At 68.9% G+C, this 16,947-nt stretch carries 22 protein-coding genes and 2 pseudogenes; 12 read left to right on the forward strand and 12 right to left on the reverse strand.

Annotated features, from left to right (window positions below; genetic code table 11):
* From ACFWSK_RS35755 to ACFWSK_RS35765, 3 genes are all read right to left on the reverse strand, one after another.
* Window positions 1–323 (reverse strand): hypothetical protein (locus ACFWSK_RS35755; RefSeq protein ID WP_383795792.1); only part of this gene is annotated, 323 nt, incomplete at its 3' end.
* Between the two features lie 150 nt (window positions 324–473).
* On the reverse strand, window positions 474–1,700 hold the full coding sequence (locus tag ACFWSK_RS35760; protein ID WP_383795794.1) for a hypothetical protein: 1,227 nt from the start codon (window positions 1,698–1,700) through the stop codon (window positions 474–476).
* Entirely contained in the window at window positions 1,700–1,933 is a 234-nt protein-coding gene (locus tag ACFWSK_RS35765; RefSeq protein ID WP_383795797.1) for a hypothetical protein, read from the reverse strand. Before ACFWSK_RS35765 ends, ACFWSK_RS35760 begins: the two co-directional genes overlap by 1 nt.
* A 70-nt stretch (window positions 1,934–2,003) precedes the next feature.
* Here ACFWSK_RS35765 and ACFWSK_RS35770 point away from each other — a divergent pair, with 70 nt between their 5' ends.
* Window positions 2,004–2,273, forward strand: a complete 270-nt coding sequence (locus ACFWSK_RS35770) for a hypothetical protein (RefSeq protein ID WP_383795836.1) — start codon at window positions 2,004–2,006, stop codon at window positions 2,271–2,273.
* A gap of 8 nt (window positions 2,274–2,281) precedes the next feature.
* Here ACFWSK_RS35770 and ACFWSK_RS35775 read toward each other — a convergent pair.
* A pseudogene (locus tag ACFWSK_RS35775) lies at window positions 2,282–2,506 on the reverse strand (ISL3 family transposase); the annotation flags it as partial.
* Between the two features lie 2 nt (window positions 2,507–2,508).
* A complete protein-coding gene (locus ACFWSK_RS35780) occupies window positions 2,509–3,390 on the reverse strand; it encodes a sigma-70 family RNA polymerase sigma factor (protein ID WP_383795800.1) in 882 nt (293 codons plus the stop codon).
* A gap of 96 nt (window positions 3,391–3,486) precedes the next feature.
* Between ACFWSK_RS35780 and ACFWSK_RS35785 the strand changes: the two genes are divergently transcribed.
* From ACFWSK_RS35785 to ACFWSK_RS35795, 3 genes are all read left to right on the forward strand, one after another.
* Window positions 3,487–4,272: an SDR family oxidoreductase gene (locus ACFWSK_RS35785; protein ID WP_383795802.1), complete on the forward strand. Its 786-nt coding sequence runs from the start codon at window positions 3,487–3,489 to the stop codon at window positions 4,270–4,272.
* A gap of 139 nt (window positions 4,273–4,411) precedes the next feature.
* Window positions 4,412–4,951 carry a winged helix-turn-helix domain-containing protein gene (locus ACFWSK_RS35790; protein ID WP_383795839.1) on the forward strand — a complete coding sequence of 180 codons (540 nt, stop codon included), beginning with the start codon at window positions 4,412–4,414 and terminating at the stop codon, window positions 4,949–4,951.
* A complete protein-coding gene (locus tag ACFWSK_RS35795; protein WP_383795842.1) occupies window positions 4,867–5,433 on the forward strand; it encodes a transposase in 567 nt (188 codons plus the stop codon). The genes ACFWSK_RS35790 and ACFWSK_RS35795 overlap by 85 nt, the downstream gene beginning before the upstream one ends.
* 129 nt (window positions 5,434–5,562) lie before the next feature.
* On the opposite strand, the gene ACFWSK_RS35800 is transcribed toward ACFWSK_RS35795, so the two are convergent.
* From ACFWSK_RS35800 to ACFWSK_RS35810, 3 genes are all read right to left on the reverse strand, one after another.
* On the reverse strand, window positions 5,563–6,003 hold the full coding sequence (locus ACFWSK_RS35800; protein ID WP_383795804.1) for a DUF6086 family protein: 441 nt from the start codon (window positions 6,001–6,003) through the stop codon (window positions 5,563–5,565).
* 59 nt (window positions 6,004–6,062) lie between these two features.
* Window positions 6,063–6,365, reverse strand: a complete 303-nt coding sequence (locus ACFWSK_RS35805) for a transposase (protein WP_383795844.1) — start codon at window positions 6,363–6,365, stop codon at window positions 6,063–6,065.
* Window positions 6,366–6,426: 61 nt separating this feature from the next.
* Complete coding sequence (locus ACFWSK_RS35810) at window positions 6,427–6,765, reverse strand: thioredoxin family protein (RefSeq protein WP_383795807.1); 339 nt, start codon at window positions 6,763–6,765, stop codon at window positions 6,427–6,429.
* 357 nt (window positions 6,766–7,122) lie between these two features.
* On the opposite strand from ACFWSK_RS35810, the gene ACFWSK_RS35815 reads away from it, so the two are divergent.
* Window positions 7,123–9,072, forward strand: a complete 1,950-nt coding sequence (locus ACFWSK_RS35815) for a YncE family protein (RefSeq protein ID WP_383795810.1) — start codon at window positions 7,123–7,125, stop codon at window positions 9,070–9,072.
* Window positions 9,073–9,670: 598 nt separating this feature from the next.
* On the opposite strand, the gene ACFWSK_RS35820 is transcribed toward ACFWSK_RS35815, so the two are convergent.
* The 3 genes from ACFWSK_RS35820 to ACFWSK_RS35830 are packed head-to-tail and all read right to left on the reverse strand — an operon-like array spanning window position 9,671 to window position 11,396.
* Window positions 9,671–10,069 (reverse strand): DUF5958 family protein, encoded by a 399-nt coding sequence (locus ACFWSK_RS35820; protein WP_383795812.1) that lies wholly within the window; start codon window positions 10,067–10,069, stop codon window positions 9,671–9,673.
* Entirely contained in the window at window positions 10,066–10,722 is a 657-nt protein-coding gene (locus ACFWSK_RS35825) for a Fic family protein (protein WP_383795815.1), read from the reverse strand. Before ACFWSK_RS35825 ends, ACFWSK_RS35820 begins: the two co-directional genes overlap by 4 nt.
* Window positions 10,719–11,396, reverse strand: a complete 678-nt coding sequence (locus ACFWSK_RS35830; RefSeq protein WP_383795818.1) for a hypothetical protein — start codon at window positions 11,394–11,396, stop codon at window positions 10,719–10,721. The genes ACFWSK_RS35825 and ACFWSK_RS35830 overlap by 4 nt, the downstream gene beginning before the upstream one ends.
* Before the next feature lie 675 nt (window positions 11,397–12,071).
* Here ACFWSK_RS35830 and ACFWSK_RS35835 point away from each other — a divergent pair.
* Window positions 12,072–12,350, forward strand: a complete 279-nt coding sequence (locus ACFWSK_RS35835; RefSeq protein ID WP_383795820.1) for a hypothetical protein — start codon at window positions 12,072–12,074, stop codon at window positions 12,348–12,350.
* Window positions 12,347–12,619 (forward strand): hypothetical protein, encoded by a 273-nt coding sequence (locus ACFWSK_RS35840; protein WP_383795823.1) that lies wholly within the window; start codon window positions 12,347–12,349, stop codon window positions 12,617–12,619. The genes ACFWSK_RS35835 and ACFWSK_RS35840 overlap by 4 nt, the downstream gene beginning before the upstream one ends.
* Before the next feature lie 100 nt (window positions 12,620–12,719).
* On the opposite strand, the gene ACFWSK_RS35845 is transcribed toward ACFWSK_RS35840, so the two are convergent.
* Window positions 12,720–12,923 (reverse strand): hypothetical protein, encoded by a 204-nt coding sequence (locus ACFWSK_RS35845; protein WP_383795826.1) that lies wholly within the window; start codon window positions 12,921–12,923, stop codon window positions 12,720–12,722.
* Window positions 12,924–13,117: 194 nt separating this feature from the next.
* Between ACFWSK_RS35845 and ACFWSK_RS35850 the strand changes: the two are divergent.
* The 5 genes and pseudogenes from ACFWSK_RS35850 to ACFWSK_RS35870 all read left to right on the forward strand — a co-directional run.
* Window positions 13,118–13,765 (forward strand): annotated as a pseudogene (locus ACFWSK_RS35850) (MBL fold metallo-hydrolase); the annotation flags it as partial.
* Window positions 13,766–13,897: 132 nt separating this feature from the next.
* The gene (locus ACFWSK_RS35855) at window positions 13,898–14,338 is read left to right on the forward strand and encodes an SPW repeat protein (protein WP_383795828.1); all 441 of its coding nucleotides are present in this window, start codon (window positions 13,898–13,900) and stop codon (window positions 14,336–14,338) included.
* A gap of 341 nt (window positions 14,339–14,679) precedes the next feature.
* Window positions 14,680–15,114, forward strand: a complete 435-nt coding sequence (locus ACFWSK_RS35860; RefSeq protein WP_125516029.1) for a hypothetical protein — start codon at window positions 14,680–14,682, stop codon at window positions 15,112–15,114.
* Between the two features lie 521 nt (window positions 15,115–15,635).
* The gene (locus ACFWSK_RS35865; RefSeq protein WP_383795830.1) at window positions 15,636–16,172 is read left to right on the forward strand and encodes a hypothetical protein; all 537 of its coding nucleotides are present in this window, start codon (window positions 15,636–15,638) and stop codon (window positions 16,170–16,172) included.
* A gap of 59 nt (window positions 16,173–16,231) precedes the next feature.
* Window positions 16,232–16,768 (forward strand): NUDIX hydrolase, encoded by a 537-nt coding sequence (locus ACFWSK_RS35870; RefSeq protein WP_383795833.1) that lies wholly within the window; start codon window positions 16,232–16,234, stop codon window positions 16,766–16,768.
* The last annotated feature ends 179 nt before the right edge of the window (window positions 16,769–16,947 follow it).

Raw genomic sequence — 16,947 nt, forward strand, 5'->3', positions numbered from 1 at the left:
ATGAGCGACATCATCCAAGCCGTCGCCGGACTGCTCTCCCACCAGCAGACCGCCACCATCGCCAGCAGCGTGCGAATGTGAACACGACGGCCAAAACTCGGCCCTCGACGCGCACCGCCAACCATGCACGAGCTCGTTAGGAAGTGGTCCGGAGGCACGTTGATGTAGACCTTCTGCGGCAGGTTCGATCCGGTCAGCTCCAATAGGATCGGAATGGGGAGGAGCTCGTTCCGCAGGTATACCTGCGGAAACTGCTCGGCGAACGGCAGATCGTTGACATCGAGATTACGGAGGCTGTCCAGGTCGGCCTCCACGGTGCCCATCAGCCGACGTTTGCGTTCCCACCGCAGCGCGCGAAACAGGATGTCGAACGGACCGGCCTCGCGGTGCTCCCGGCACGCCTGCAGCGCCGTAGGGAGTGATAGGGGCGGCCGCCCTCCAGCCGCAGATTGGCTGGACAGCTCACCGACCCCTCAGCGCAGGTACCGGAGTTCGCGCAGCCCGTAGTCCGGTGGCAGCCATCCCTTCTTCCTACGTTCGATGGTCTTTCGAGTGTGCGGAGGCGGGTGCGGACAACCCTGCATCAGATCGGGTCCGGCCCAGACCCAAGCGGTCCGGTGGTGGGCTGTGCTTACGGGCCAGATGGTCTTCACGGGCTCCTTCGGACGCTGGGGCGTCCCGCTCCTGGTACGGCGTCGCTTGGGGCGCGGTGGCTGGGGCGGGCGTAGCTTGCAGCTCTCTGCGAAGGCCATCAGGGATGGGGCGTCGTTGCTTTCCAGGGAACCGTTGAACAAGGGTCCGTTGGTGCCGGTCTCGATGCTCCACAGGAGAGCGGCGGCTCTCAGCAGGGGGCGGGCCCAGAGGGGAACGGGGTGGGTCATGCAGCCCTGGCGCAGCCCGTGGTCGTGGAGCGTGATGGTTGTGCCGTCCGGGCCCAGATCGCGGACATTCGCGGTATCGAGCTGCGTTGTGGAGGCCGCGGTGAATACCGCTGTGGCGAGCTGCGCCGCCAGGTGGGGGTGTGTCGTGGCGCGGTGAAGGCGCCGGGCGACCTCCGCTTCGGTCACCGGCGGCATGACCGGCGGGAGGAAGTCCCGGTCCGTCGCCATGGGTGCGGTGCACCAGCAGGGGCTTGTGGTCTCGTCGAAGGTCTTGAGGGTGGTCAGGGCGGGCAGGCTGATCCAGCGGTTCGCCAACGGCCCCGCTGTCGGGGGCGTCTGCGACTGCGGGGCGGCGGGTTCGGCTTCAGGCAGCAGGGCTGAGGCCTCGGCGATGTGGTGTTCCACCTGCCGCAGCTCGCGTTCCAGGAAGGCCTGGACGGTCCGGCGGTGGCAGACGAGGACCAGGCGGATGCCCGTGCGTCGGCGCAGGGCTAGGAGGTCTTTGAAGCGGTGCGGGGTGAGCAGGTGGGCGCGCAGCAGGGTCAGGTGGGTGATGGGGGTGGCCAGGATCCAGGCGGCGGCGGCCGACCAGGCCGGGCCCGGGTCGAGTGGGCGGTGGCCGGCCAGGGGTACGGGCTTGTTCAGGGCGGCGAGGATGTCGTGCGCGAGCGCGACGGCCGAGTCGACGCCCGGGGTGGGGTGGACGGTGAGGCGTCCTTCGTGCGGGGCGTGGGATGCCAGGGCCGCGCGGGTGTGGACCACGTCGTCGTGCGGGTCCAGGATCACCGTGACCGGCGGCGGGTTCGGGCAGTCCAGCATCAGGCCGCCCGGCGGTGGCTCAGTTTGCTGTAGGCCCAGCGCAGCAGTTCCTCGTCCACGTGCGCGCGTCCGGACTCCTTCATCCCGTCGGTGAGGTGGTGGGTGATCTTCGCCCAGGCCCGGAAGTTCCCGTGGGCCGCTTCCCGGTCACACAAGGCGATCAGTTCAGGGTCCGCGTCCGTCCAGGCGGGGTGGAAGGCCGGGACGACGGCCAGGACCTCGTCCAGCGGCATGCGGTCGTGGTGTGTGGTGGGATGGCCGGACTCTGCTGCCGTGACCTGTTGGGAGTCCGCCTTGAAGCCCGTGTACTCGTCTCTGACCCACGCCCTGGCCGAGGCTTTGGTCGACGTCCTGTGGTTCATCGAGGGCAGCGAAGACGAGCAGATGGACCCGGACGACGCCGTCAAGGTCCTGGAGGGTGTCGCCCACCTGGCCAGCAAGCTGTCGAACGACCAGCGGAGCGAATTGATCGACCTACTCGGGACGATGGCCGAAGCCGAGTCCGACCCCGCGCGGCGGGAGTTCCTGGAAGGATTCCCGGAAGGCTTCGGCCTCCGTGATGATGCGGTCTGACCTGTGCATCACGAGTAGAGCAGGACGCGCTTGCGGAGGAGACGAAAGCCGGCCCGGCCGAACATCTGGCGTATGAGCATCTTGATCCGGTTGACGTGTCCTTCGGCGACCCCAGAGCTCCGGGGCAGGGTGAGGCCAGCGATGACGGCATCGCGGTCACGATCGAAACCTGCGGCGAGTGTATGGAGGCCGGGGAGGTCGTCTCGCCGGACGGCATCGAGCCACTGCGGCAGCCTCAGGGCGCGGTCACATCAATGCCCGCCAGCGCCTCTCGCTCGGCGACCACCTCCACCTCGGTGATCAGCCCGCTCTCCCCCTGCACTGCAAACCGCAGCACCAGGCGCAGCCCTCGTCCCTCGGCCATGACCAGCCCGAATTCGCCGTCCAGAAGCGCCACCCCGGTCGTCGCGGCCCGCCCGGTCGCCGCCATCGCCCCCTTGGCGACGGTGTGCGCGCCGAGCACCACGACCGGTTCGGGTGTCGGGATCACGGCCGGGTCCGCGGTCAGCACCACGTCCGGGTGCAACAGACCCACCAGTGCCTCGAAGTCCCCGGCTCTGGTCGCGGCGAGGAAGGCGTCGACGACTTCTCGCTTTTGTCCCTGGCGTTCCGGCCCGGTGGGGGGCTGGGTGCCGCGGACGCGCCGCCGGGCGCGGCTGGCCAGTTGGCGGGCGGCGGCCGGCGTCTTTTCAAGCATCACGGCGATGTCGTCGAACGACACCGCGAACAGATCGTGCAGAACAAACGCGAGCCGCTCCGCCGGTCCCAGTGCCTCCATGACCACAAGCAGCGCCACACCAACCTCGTCCGCCATCTCGGCCTCGGCCGCCGGATCGATCGCCCCCGGCCCGGCCTGCGTCTCGGGTGCCCCGTCGATGCCTTCTTCGCGTCGAGTCTGCCGGGCGCGGAGCAGGTTCAGGCAGACTCGGGAGACGATCGTGGTCAGCCAGCCGCCGATGTTGCGGACATCGGCGATGTCGGTGGTGCTCGCCCGCAACCAGGCTTCCTGGAGTGCGTCGTCGACCTCGGTGAGCGAGCCCAGCATGCGGTAGGCCACCGCCCGCAAATGAGGGCGTTCCGCCTCGTACCGCTCGGACTGAAGAAATTTCTCCGCCATCTGTCACATCCCCTCGCGCAGCCGTGTCAGTGAAGCAGAACGACCACGGCAGACCCCGCACCGCTCCCCACGGTGCCGTACCGAGGAGACATCATCATGACCCGCAAGATCAACACCCCCATCCTGGTCACCGGTGGCACCGGCACCATCGGCCGCCTCACCGTCCCGCTCCTGGTTGCGGCCGGTCGCACCGTCCGTATCCTGTCCCGCGGCGGCCGTCCCGAGAACATCGCACCGCACCCACGCGTCGAGTACGTACAGGCCGATCTGCTGGCCGACGGCGAACTGGACCTGGCGCTGATCGGCGGCGCCGAGACCGTACTGCACCTGGCCGGTGGCCCGAAAGGCGACGATGCGGCGACTGCGCGACTGGTGCGGGCGGCACGGGCCGCCGGGACAGTGAAGCACCTGATCCTGGTGTCGGTGGTCGGTGCGGACGCGATGCCGATCGGGTACTTCCGGGCGAAAGCGGGTGCCGAGCGGGCCGTCATGGAGTCGGGGATCGGCTGGACCGTGCTGCGGGCCGCGCAGGTCAACGAGCTGCTGCTGAAGATGGTCGGGGCGATACGCCGGATGCCGCTGGTGCCAGCGCCGGGCGGTCTGCGCTTCCAGCCCGTGGACGCCGCCGAAGTAGCCGCCCGGCTGGCCGAGTTGACCCTCGGGGATCCGGCCGGACGCGTATCCGACCTGGCCGGGCCAGGCGTGTACACGCTGCCCCAACTGGCCGCCGCGCAGCGTGTCGCCGCCGGTGCCAAGCCGCGCCGCACCCTGCCGGTCCGTCTCCCCGGCAAGGTAGGCCGCGCCTACCGGGCTGGCGCCAACCTCACCGGCGACGACGCACTGATCGCCGGCCGCGACTGGAAGGAGTTCCTCGCCGCGTAATCCGTTACTGACTTCAGCTCGTCAGGGTGATTCATCGCGAAGTCCGTGATGTGCAAGGGGTTTGGGCTGTATCTCATGGTGTGTGAGATATGCGGATGGGGGCGGGCTGACGGCTGAGGGTCGTCGGCGTCGCGAGTCGGTGCGGATGCAGGCTGTCGCGTTGTTCGAGCAGGAGGTCGGGCCGCTGGAGGTCGCGGAGCGGCTGCGGGTGAGCCGGAAGTCGGCGTATCAGTGGCACGGGCTGTGGCGTGAGGGCGGGCCGGAGGCGTTGGTCTCGCGGGGTGCGTCCGGTTCGCGGTGCCGGCTGTCGCCCCGGAGCCTGGAGAAGCTGGCGGGGTTCTTGGAGGAGGGGCCGGCCGCGCACGGGTGGGTGGAGGACCAGGTGTGGACCGCGGCGCGGGTGGCGACGCTGATCGGGCGGAAGTTCCACGTCTCCTACAGCGTCTCGGGTGCCACTCGGCTGATGCACCGCCTCGGGTTCTCCCCGCAGATGCCCGCGCGCCGGACGGCGGAGCGGGACGAGGAGGCCGTGACGGTGTGGAAGGAGGCGACCTGGGCGGAGGTAAAAGGACTCGGGCGGCCTGCGGGGGCTACATCTGCTTCGAGGACGAGGCAGGCTTCACCCGGCGGCCGCCCCGTGGACGCACCTGGGGCCGGCGCGGCCGCACCCCGGTCGTGACGGTCAGCGGACGCCGCTCCGGCCGGCTGTCGGTCGCCGGACTGATCGCGATGCGGCCCGGCTCCCGCACCCGCCTGTCCTACCGTCTTCTCGCCCACCGGGCGGGCAACAGTAAGCGCCGCAGCATGAGCGAGAGCGACTTCATCGCCCTGATCGACGGCATGCACCACCTCGTGCGCGCCCCGCTCGTACTGGTCTGGGACCGGCTGAACACGCACGTCTCCCGCAGAATACGCCGGATGATCGACGACCGGGACTGGCTGACGGTGTTCCTGCTGCCCGCCTACGCACCCGACCTGAACCCCGTCGAGGGCGTATGGGCCCACGTCAAAAACAGCCTCGCCAACCTCGCAGTCGTCGCCCTCGACCGCCTGGAAACACTCGTCCGCAACCGCATCAAACGACTTCAGTACCGGCCCCACACCCTCGACGGCTTCATAGCCGGGACCGGTCTCACCCTCGACACACCAACGTCACCCTGACGAGCTGAAGTCAGTAACCAGCACGCCACATTGTCAATTTCTCCGAAGGTCGTTAGTGAGCGTTTGGTTCTTATGGCGAGCAGCAGCGGTAAGGAATCGCGATCGGTGCGTCGGACGCGGCTGCTCTGGTCAGCGGGGCATGCGCCGTCCCAGCTCCCGTACCTTCTCGCGCAGGCCCGCAGACCAGGCTGCGCCCTCCGCGGGGGTGGACATCCCAGTGACGGTGGAAACCTGTACGTCTTGGAGCGGGCCTTCAGGGGCGGCTCCGTATCGTGCCCAGTCCACCTTGACCCCGGCGCGTTCTGCAAGAACGAGCACTGTGGCAGTGAAACCTTCGGAGAGCGCGAGCCAGATGGTGTGGCTCGATTTTCGGTGCTGCGTCAGGAGGGCGTTGACGAAGGTTTCGAAGGTGTCGGGGCTGATCTGGCACTCGTCGTTCTCCATCGGCCCTATGCCCGATGGGAGTTCCAGCTCCGCTTCAAAGACCGCCACCTGGCGCTGGAACATGCGGGAAGCTCCATTGGATGGGTTCCACAGTGTCTCGTCGCCGAGGTCGAAGTACTGGCTCATCGCGGTACCTTTCAGTTGGTCATGACAGGCCAGCGTATCCAGCCAAATCGTTGCCGTCGTCAGAGTTGGGTCTTGGCCAGACGCCGGTGGCAGATGAGAGCCGCGGCCATGCCGACGAAGGCCAGGAAGTGTTCGGGCTTGCGTTCGTAGCGGCGGTGGAGGCGACGGCAGCCGGCCAGCCAGGACACGGTCCTCTCGACCACCCATCGATGTCGGCCCAACCGCTGCGAGGACTCGACGCCCTTGCTGGCGATGCGGTGCTGGATGCCCCGCCGAACGAGCCATCGGCGCAAGTGGTCGTAGTCGTAGCCCTTGTCCGCGTGCAGCTTCGTCGGTCTCCGGCGCCGGAGCCGCGGCGTGATCGGATGGGTGGGATGCCGCGCACGAGAGGCTCCAGGCCCCGCACCATAGGTGCGCGGCGGCTCAGAGTTGGCTGTCCAGGCACTGCCGTACCTCGGCGGCGGTCAGCGGCCCCGTGCCTTGTGCCACCGTCCTGCCCTCCTTCAGCAGGACGTACGACGGGGCGCGGGTGATCCCATAGCGACTGGTCGTGGCGGGACAGCGCGTCATGTCCGTACGGACGGCCGTCAGACGGCCCGCGTATTCGTCGGCGATGCCGCCCACGACGAGGTCCATCTCCCGGCAGCGCTCGATCGCCTTCGGCCATGTCCCGGTGAAGTAGGCGAGAACCGGGACTCCGCTCATCCCGACGATGAAATCGAACTCCGCATCCTCACGGGGTTGGTGAACTCGCTTCGCCATGGAGGCTCCTGCTCTAGCGTTTCGTGTTTCCAGCCCATTGTCCTCCGCCACAGGCCCCGCTAAGCCGTTGCCTCGTCCGCTCCCCGGCGCGTCAAGTGGTCTCCCCGCACTGTCGGCGGGCCGCAGGCCGACCAGGTGCCGACGTACGAACCGCCGGTCCGAAGACGCCCAGTGGGACCACCCGGTGTCCGCGTCGGCAAGACCCCCTCCTGCCCTGTCATTGGCATGCCATACGCTGCCCCAGGCAGCCGCGACCCGCACGTCACAGCGACCCGGATCGTGGTCACGTTCGTGTGTTGCGCGGCGGTCCCAACTTCCCGGTAACGAACCGGGCTTGCATGTGGGGGTTACAACACTGTGCGTACGCGCAACATCTCGATCGCGACCACGCTCGCGGTTCTCTTCGGTTCGGTGGCACTGAGCGTTGCCGCGGCCGGGCCCGCCTCGGCCGTCTCCGTCACCATCGGCTCGCCCGGAGGCATGGTCGTGAGCGGAACACTGGGGCGGGTCTTCGTCGGCAACGACTCGACCGGGTCGATCATCGCCGCCGACTACAGCGGCAACCGCGTCGACTCCGTGAGCGGCATCAACGGAGTCTTCGACCTGGCCCTGTCCGACGACGGCACCACTTTGTACGCGGCAGCGCGGGGCAGCCACGAGATCGTGGTCCTGGACGCGGCCACTCTGGACGTCAAAGCCCGCTACCCCGTGGCCACCAGCATCGGCCCGCTGCGGGTGGAGTTCACCGGCGGGAAGGTCTGGTTCACCTACGAGGACCCGTCGGACGGCTACGGGAACCTCGGTTCGATCGACCCGGCGGTGGACCCGGCCGACGGGACCGACCCGATGGCGCTCAGGCAGCTCCCGCACGAGGCCCTGGCAATCGAGGGCGGCGCGTACCTCGACACCGACCCGTCCGCACCCGGGCTGCTGGCCATCGGTGCGACCGACTTCTACGACATGACCACGGACCTGATGGCCGTCATCGACGTCTCCGGCGCCACACCGCAGCTCACCGCCTGGCACGACGGTGGCTACTCGCTGAACTACCTGACCGACATCGACCTCGTGCCCGGTGCCGCGCAGGTGCTGGTCGACGGCACGCAGCGGAACGCATACGCGGGCGGGACTTTCACGGCTGCCGGCGCCTACCCGGCGGGACAGAGCGCGGACATCGCCCCCAACGGCCTGGTGGCCCAGATCACCGAGACGAACGTGTCGGTCTACCGTCCGGGCGCCAGCACGCCGATCCGGACGTACGCCGTGGACGCGCCCGTCCTGGCCTGGGCTCCGGACTCCTCCCGCATCTTCGCTCTCGTCTCGTCGCCGGGCGGCTACGTCCTCAAGACGCTCACCGACCCGGCGAAGAGCGTGCCGACCTTGACGGTAAACGCCCCGGCCACCGCCACCCGCGCCAAGAATCTCACCGTCGGCGGCAAGGTCTCCGCCACGGTGCCCCTTCCGGCCGGTGCCAGGCTCCAGGTAACCCGTACCGACATGGAGAGCCCCGCCGGGAAGGCGCTGCCGACCGTCGCGGTGAGGACGGACGGCACGTACTCCTTCACCGACACCCCGCCGGCCGGCGGCACCGTCACCTACAAGGTCGCCTACGCCGGCGGCACCGACCACACCCCGGTCAGCGGCACCGACCAGGTCGCGGTCTCCCGCGCCGCCACCACGCTCACCTTGAACAAGAACGGCAACCTCTACATCTACGGCACCGACGTCTCCTTCACCGCCCACCTCGCGACCACGTACAAGAACCGCACGGTCGAGATCTGGGCCAACCCCTACGGCGCCGACAAGCCCAACAAGCTACTCAGGACCGCGACGGTCAACTCCAGCGGCAACATCTCCGCAACCGTCGACATGACCCGGGACACGGTCATCTCGGCGGTCTTCAAGGGCGACGCCCGCTACAAGCCCAAGGCGGTCACGTCCACCGCTTACGCCCGGGTGAAGGTTGCCACCGCCGTCTCCAAGCACTACAAGACGGCCAAGATCGGATCAAAGTCGTACTACTGGTTCCACAAGAGCACCAACCCGCTGCTCACGTCGACCATGACCTACTACCCGGGCCGTAAGCAGCGCTTCGACCTTCAGGTCCACTACAACGGCGCCTGGCACTCCGGCGGCTCTCGGTACTTCGCCCTCGGCACGAACGGGAAGTCGGCGATCAGCCTCGGGGCACCCGGCGAGTCCGGGATCCGGGCGCGGACGCGGTCCGTCTACGTCAACGGCACGTCCGGCGACAACGTCAACTCGACCACTTACGGCGCCTGGAAGTACCTGTACTTCTCCAAGTAGCCCTCACCAGGGAACGCGTCGGGCGGCCCCGGGGCGGGCCCAACCACCTTCCGGTTGCCTGCCTTCCCGGGCCGGCCGTCGCGCTGCCGACCCGTGAGCGGATCACGTCCGCCACGGCCGACACCACCCGAGTCCCACGGCCGCCGGCGCCGCCGCCCGGCCAAGGGGGGCAGGGAGCTCGCCGCCCGGGGCGGCCCCGGACCCGGGCAGCGCCACGCCGCCGCCCGCTCGGACCGTCGCGAACTCTGGCAGCGCATGGTCACTGACCCCGACGCCCTCGCTGACCCGCCCACCGTGCGAGCTTGAGCGGCCGACGGACCCGATCTCGACCCGCCGGCCGTCAGGCTCCGCAGCGGTTGTCACACGACACCGAATTCCGTGACGAGCCCGTCGAGCACCCCGGCCAGATCGTGAGCGAGGGCGACGAGATCACCGTACGGATCGTCGAAGTCGACCTCGCACGCCATCGCCTCACTTTGTCCGCCAGAAATATGCCGCAGGACGGGGAACGATCTCCCCCATGACGGGCGAGCTCCGGATGGGTTGTTTCGTACCAGGCCATCACGGTTCGTGAACTGCCCATTTCTGCCCGACGCACTCAGTCACCGACGGGCAGCCTGTGCCACCAGTGACCGCATCCGCCGGAGCAGAAGCGCTCGCGGCGTCGTTCGTCCGCGTCCGCGAGTACCGCGACCAGCAGCCGGAACGCTTTGCGGCGTTCGTCGACAGGGGCGAGACCGGCGATCTTCCCCAGTTGCTGATCGATCGGACCACAGGTGATCAGAACCGCAGCCGTATGCGTCGGGCGCAGCCCGGCACGGCGGATGCTCTCCGGTCCGTCTTCGGTGACGGCGCGAGCCTGCATGCAGTGATGGCGAAGGAACAGGAGCACCTCGGACTGCTCCTCCGGGCTGTGTGTGTCGAACCACTCGATGCCCTGTGACATCGGGCGCAGCCCCTGGGCGAGTTCGTTGAGAATGACGTCTCGTTCGGTCATGACTGCCTTCCGTTGGACAGGCGGCGCTCCGCCGCGGTGACCAGGATCCCGAGCAGCACCGCCAGATCGGCCGAGCCCTCGGCGTCGTCGGCCCAGCGGGTGGCTTGCAGTGGGTGTACCTGGTCGAGTGGGACGCCTTCGCGGGCAAGGACGAAGGCCAGCGCCAGCATGGCCGCGCGGGCGTTGCCGTCTTCGAACGGATGGAAGAACAGGACGTCGAGGTAGGTCCGAGCGGCGCGTGAGGGGAGGGGCAGGTCCGGTTGAGCGCTCTCGGACAAACAGTGCTCGAAACGCGCCGGAGTGTTGGGTGCCAGGCCGTAACGTTCCCGCCCGTCTTTCGCGAAGGCCGGCACTGTGCGGAAAGGGGCAGAAGCTCGGTGCAAGACTGTCCGCTGCCAGTTTGTCAGGAGGGCGAAGCTCAGCCGCCTGCCCTGTGCCGCGTCGGCGAGGGCCATGCCGAGGGCGGTCAGGACCCGCTTGGTCCCTTCGGCGTCGCGGCTGCCGCGTGTGGTGGTGAAGAAGTCCCGGAAGCCGTCGTATGCCGGTGCTCCAGCGTCGGGGCGAGTGCCGCTCCAGCACGGCCAAGAGATCTGTGTGCGAATGCGCAGCCAGTCGGCAAGGGCGTCCCGATGGTGGCTGGGGCCGGACGTCATCGGTTTCGGTCCACGGTCCGGGCGAACTGCGAACTCACCGTGTCGACCACTACGACGTCCGGTGCGATCCAGCTGCCGAATCGGCCGCCGACTGAGCTTTCCACGATCCCCTGGGCTCGTTCCTCGTCGATGCCGTTGTAGGCGAGGAACCATCCGAGGACCTGCTTGCAGTGTCCGTACCAGCCGCTCTCCGCCCGCGTCCTGTCGGCCACCACGGTAACCAGCCGCGTGCACGCGCGCTCCCAATGCCAGGGATCCACAGAGGACAGGGGCACCGCTGAGTGCGACGGCGGCGCCAAGGCGGAGAAGCGCTCCGCCAGATCCTCGATCCAGTCACGCCACTCGAGCAAGGCCGCGACGGCCAACGGGGCGGTCGTGTCCGCCGTCGTCACGGAATGGCGGGCACAGCACCACACGTCGACGACCCCGCCATCGGTGTCGCCTTCACCCACCGACCAGTTCCAACCGCAGGCCCACCGGCCGTACCGGTTCACCATAAACTCGGTGACGGGGTCCAGCGAGCGCCACCAGTGCTCTTCGACGGCCTCCGGGCTGGGCAGCAAGGGTGCGACAAGACCGGCCAATGCCTTTGCCGCATCCTCGTCCAGCTCGAACGGATGCCGCAACGGATCGACTTCTGCCCAGGTCAGGGTGCGTGCCCACAGTTCGCTCACCACGCCACTCTGCCGTGCTCACCTGTACGAACTCCAACCCAATACGGAGCGGAGGTGTCACACCACTGGGAAACGATCTTCGATCAAACGGGAAGCGATCTTCATCGCCTTCTGTCACGCCTGGTCAGGGGTACTCGTGAACAGCCCTAACGCCTGCCGGGGCCACGCGTTGGCAGTGCATGACGAACCCCCGCATCACGCAGCTCCGGCTCACCGCCCGTACGACGCCAGCCAGGGCGCAGGCACGCCGCAGGGCGCAGGAAGGAGGGGCGGAGGTTGCCACGCCCGCTCGCCGGCCCCGCCGCGTCGGTCGGCCACGCGGTCCCCAGCGGGTCGCTCTGGCCACACGGATTCTGCCTGAGGACGACGCTTGGCTCACCGCGACGCTGGAACAGACCGGGCTGGGGCTGCAGGACGGCGTCACCGAGGCGCTGCGGCTATGGTGCAAGTCGATGAAAGTCCCCGCGCCGACTGCGCAGGACTGAGTCCGCAATGCGCGGACGGCCAGCGGCGTACGCGTCATGTTCCGGGCCCTCCACCTGGGCTGCCGCACGGGCTAGCGGGACGGCAGACCGATCTGGGGGCCGGCCTGTCTGATTGCCGCGAACAGCACGATGCAGACCACACCGCGCGCGGTCGTGTAGGACACTCTAAGTCCCGACCTGGAGGACGAGCATGAGCGCCCAGCCCGAGACCCCGCGAGACCGTCGGATCCCTGGCATTCCGCACACCATCAACGCCATCGCAGATGCCCTCGACGGTACCGACAGCGCCCGCTTCAAATCCGAAGTACTTGCCGCGGAGGAAGCAGCTGTACCCGGGGTGATGCGCCGCTGGTGGAAGGCAGCCATGATCAACCGCATCCCCGAGGCCGCACGCAGTCGTGCGAAGGCCGAACGTGGGAACTCCCTGCTGTCCGTGGACGATCTCATTGCCCGCATCAACGTCGCATGAGCTGGAGTGTCTGGACCGAGGAGATCCCCGCGCAGACGGTCCTGGACATGCCTGCTGATCTACGGGGGAAGACAGCGAATTTCCTGAGAGCATTGGCGATCGAGGTCGGAGGTGCGCTCGATCTCGGGCGGCGCCCTCCCGGCGACCCGATGGACGAGATCAGTGTGCGGTACTCACTGGAAATGCCCGGAGAGCCGGTCATCATCGAGTACATGATCATGCGAGACGCGAAGGAGATCCGCGTTCCCGTCCTCGTCTGGTTCTACTAAGCGGGCAGGTGCGCCAGCCAGGACTGTGAAACACCACTGCTCGATGGGTCTCCGCGTCTCGTGTGCCGGGCCCAACCACGGCGGCGCGCGGCGCCAGCTTTCACCCGCCGGCCGCCCGCTCCAACGAGACGCTGGCCTCGTCTCCCCCGGCGAGACGCTCGTGCTCCTGTCCCCCCTCGTCGCGGCCGGTGTCGGCGGGCCAGGTCCCGAACGGACCGGCGAGACCTGGGCCGGTGGCGCCGAGCTGGGCGGCACCGCCCTTGAGCCGGTGATGGGCACAGATCACGGCGGTGATTCTCCTCATCGGCGGGGCGTACCTGGCCATGGTGGCCCGGGCCTGGGCCACCGGGTGGGATTCGGCCCGCGGCCACGCCCAAGGTTCCGTCCGTGATTCACGGACGGCCTGTTACCCCACTACTACCAGTGGATGCCTTCCGCCTGAGCGACTCGGCAGCAGCAGCGTCTTCGAATCCCAGGTTCTGGCACCGCTTCTGACCTTCCGTGATCCTGTCGCACCTGCACGGGGACCACTGGGACCGGCTCGCCCGCCGGGGTCTGGACCACGGGCTGCCGATCATCACGACTCCGCACGCCTCCCGGCGCCTCCAAGGACTGCACGGTTTCTCGCGGGCCACCGGCCTGCGTACCTGGCAGTCTCAGACGCTCTCCCGCGACCGGTCCCAGGTGCGCGTCACAGCGCTGCCGGGCTGCCATGGTCCCGGGCTCGCTCAGGCGTTGCTCCCGCCCGTCATGGGCAGTCTGCTGGAGTTCGGCCCCCAGGGCGCGACGCCGGAACTGCGCCTCTACATCACGGGGGACACGCTGATGTTCCCCGGCATCAGGGAGATCGCCCGGCGCCACCCGGATCTCCATCTGGCCGTTCTGCACCTGGGCGGCACGACGCTCCCGGGCGGCCTGCTGGTGACCATGGACGCGCGCCAGGGAGCCGACCTCGTCCGGCTCCTGCGCCCGCGCCGCACGCTGCCCGTGCACTACGAGGAGTACGGGGTCATGCGCAGTCCGGTGTCCGACTTCTTCGCCGAGGCGGAGCGCGGGGGCTTCGCGGCCGATGTCGTGCGCTGCGGCAGGGGCGAACGCGTGCTGGTCGGTCCGGGGGCCGGTGAGGTGAGGCGCCTGCCCGCATAGCTCACCGTTCGGTGGCGGCTCACCGGGACAGGCGGCCCGACGCCTGGGATCGCCCCGGTCGAGGCAGGTCCGATAATGGTGGGTGTCGCGTCCCAAGAGGTGCTGTCGCCGCTCCCGAGGAGGCAAGGAACCATGGTTGCAGGTGCGACATCAACGCATCCGGCTTCGACGAGCCGACAGGTGCTGATGCACGGATGGCGCGAGCAGATCATCAGCGGACTCATGCTCGTCATCGGTATCGCCTTGTGCGTCGCCCCGTGGGTCGGCGGTGACGGGCCGGACGCCGCCAAGGACATCCACCGCAACGAGATCGGCGTCGCCATCCTGGTGCTCGCGGTGGCGATAGCCCGGCTGAGCCGGCATGTCGGAACCTGGTCGGACATGATCATGCTGCTTGCCGGTGGGTGGCTGGTCGCCTCCCCATGGCTGCTTGGTCTGCGGAACACCGCTGTCTTCGACGGGGCCCAGGTCTTCGACGTCGCCGCAGGGGCTGTGCTGATCGCCCTGGCAGCGGCGTCCATGGCCTTGCGCGCGCTTCTGCGCCGCGAGGAACCCGACGCTCGTCACGGTTGAGGCCGCTCGTCGATGTGCACCCCGGGTCCCGGCCCGGGGTGCACCTATGAGTGCGCGTGAGGCTCGTGCCCGGCCGACCCGCCCTCTTCCGTCCAGCGACCCCCGGCGATGAACGTCCGGTCCGGCTTCGGCTTGGGGGTGCCGGCCCGGCTCCCGCCTGTCCCGCCCCGACTCATCGGGCGGGTCGGCCGGTGCGGCAGGCCGCCCTCCATCTCGAGGACGTAAGCGAAGCGCCAGTGGGACGTTAGAGGAGAGGGCGAGGATATCCACGTCGGGTGGCAGGGGGGTTGGTTCTTCCCGCTCCCCGACATGACCACGCCACTCGGCAAAGGAATATGGACATGCGCGGATTCAAGAGTGCCCTCGCGACAGTCGCGGCTTTGGCCGCTTTCGCGGGGGTGGGGGTCGCGGCGTCGCCGGCACAGGCGGCGACCTACTGCTCGACCAAGGGGCAGACATACATCTGTGAGTACGGCGTCTCGACCATGAGATTCGCCAACGGGACGAAGGAGGAGTTCGTCGTCGGTGCCGATCACGCGGTGTGGACGAACTGGACCAGGTCCGACGGATCCTGGAACGGCTGGATGTCCATGGGCGGGTGGGTCCAGAGCCGCATCTACGCGACCCCTGAGCAGGAGAACAGCACTTCGCTCCTCTACATCATCGCCACCGGCTCGGACGGCAACGACTGGGCCCGTGTGCGCCACTCCAACGGCTACTGGACCAGCTGGCAGCCCCGCTGCTTCGCCATCCCGGAGGGCCATAACTGCGCGTAACCGGCGGGGCGAGCGGTACTCGCCCCGACCACCGCACGCGGTCCACGGGGTGTCACTGGCGGCGGACCGCACACCGGCGCGGCGCGTAGCACGGATCATCGAGGAGCCTTTCGAGGAATGTGGCGCGGAAGTGGCCTGGCAGGGTCGAAGCTGCGCATCTGGTCGCGGCCGGTGATCGGCTCGGCCGCCCGGCTCCCGCGGCCTGCAACGGCAACTTGGGGTGCCGGTCCGCAGAGCGGGAACAGCAGTGCCGGGGCCTGCAGGTGGCCGCGGTCCCACCTTCTGGCTCCGCGACTTGCCCCCGCCCTCCCCGCAGGCGGAATCGGCCGGGAGGCGGCCGGTGCCCGGCGTGGCGGCACTGCCCGGGGCCGCCCAGTCCGTGGGGCGGGAGGCGCAGCCTGGTTGTGCGCCGCATCCTCCCGCCCCACGGCGTCCTCGGCGGCCGGGGGCCCGAGGCGGCTGTGGGCGGGCGTAGATGGGGTGGCACCTGTTGCCCGAGCGACCCGTATGGAGCCGATGACGTGAGCCCCCGCACCGCCCCGAACCTGCCCGATGAGGGCCTGGCCATCGGCTTCCAGCCGTCTCCGCCCGCGGTCGACACCCGAAAGCTGCATCGGCTGTACCGCGCCCTGGACCGGGACGAGCTTCCGTTCCTGGGCTTTCCGGGCCACCTGGGCCAGGTGATGGCAGAACTCGCCCCGCTGCTGAGCATGTTCCTCGATCAGCCGAACGGCCCGTACTCCCCCACCGTGCTCGACGCCGGCACCGGAGAGTACGAGGAGGCGGTGCTCACCTACTTCGCCGCGCTCGCCGGCGCCTCACCCGAGGAGGCGCACGGCTACGTGGCGGCCTCACCGCGCGAGGCGCTCCTGCACGGTCTGGTCATGGGCTCCCTGACCGTCACCTTCGACCGGCCCCCGGACTGGGTGGTCGATAAGTGGCGCCTTGAGTGCTTCGAGGACCTGGCGCGGATCAGCACCACCGGGCCCATGACGCACACCGCCGTCGATGAGCTCGCCGCCGACCCGTCCGCCGCCCGCCTGGGAGCTGTCGCGTGACCCCCGCCGTACCACTGCCCTAATCCTTGCTCACTCTGGCCGCCGAAGTCGGTGATCTGATGGACCACACCCCCGAGTCCGCGTACGCGCACCTGCGCGACACTCCCCCCGCCTGGTTTCTCACCCCGCCCGGGGACGGTGCGATCAGCATCATGCGCAGGCCGATGACCGAAGGACAGGTCATCTACCGCGACAAGTGGTGGATGCTGCTCCAGGACCCGGTCGTCTTCCCGGACGGCCAGCAGGGCCGCTACCTGCGCATGGTCTCTCCGCAGGTAGAGCCGGGGGTGGCCGTACTGCCCCTACTGGGCGGCGACGTCGTCCTCATCGAGCACTTCCGGCACGCAACAAGGGCCTGGCACTGGGAAATCCCGCGGGGCGGCGCCACCGCCGGACCTGCACACGCCGACAACGCGGCCAAGGAGCTGCGGGAGGAGATCGGCGCTCCGGCGGCCGAGTTCATCGACCTCGGAACAGTGCATCCCGACACCGGAATCCTGGCGGACGCAGTCCAGTTGTACGCAGCGCGGATCGACACCGTCGGCGAGCTCGAACGCGGGGAGGGCATCCGCCGGGCGGGTGCGAGTGGCTCTTAGCAACCTCCAGGGCAACCCCCTTAGCAACTCCCTTTGCAACCACGAGAGCGGCCGGGGGCGGAGGGCCCAGTGAGCCCTGGCGGATCCTACAGCGCCCGCCAGACCACCCAGGGGTTCAACGGGCAGGAGAGGCGCGGAACGGTGCCCGGAGGACTGCTGAACGCCGCGCCCCGCGCCTC

It is taken from the genome of Streptomyces sp. NPDC058620, assembly GCF_042717135.1.
In the GTDB taxonomy this organism is placed as follows: Bacteria; Actinomycetota; Actinomycetes; order Streptomycetales; family Streptomycetaceae; genus Streptomyces.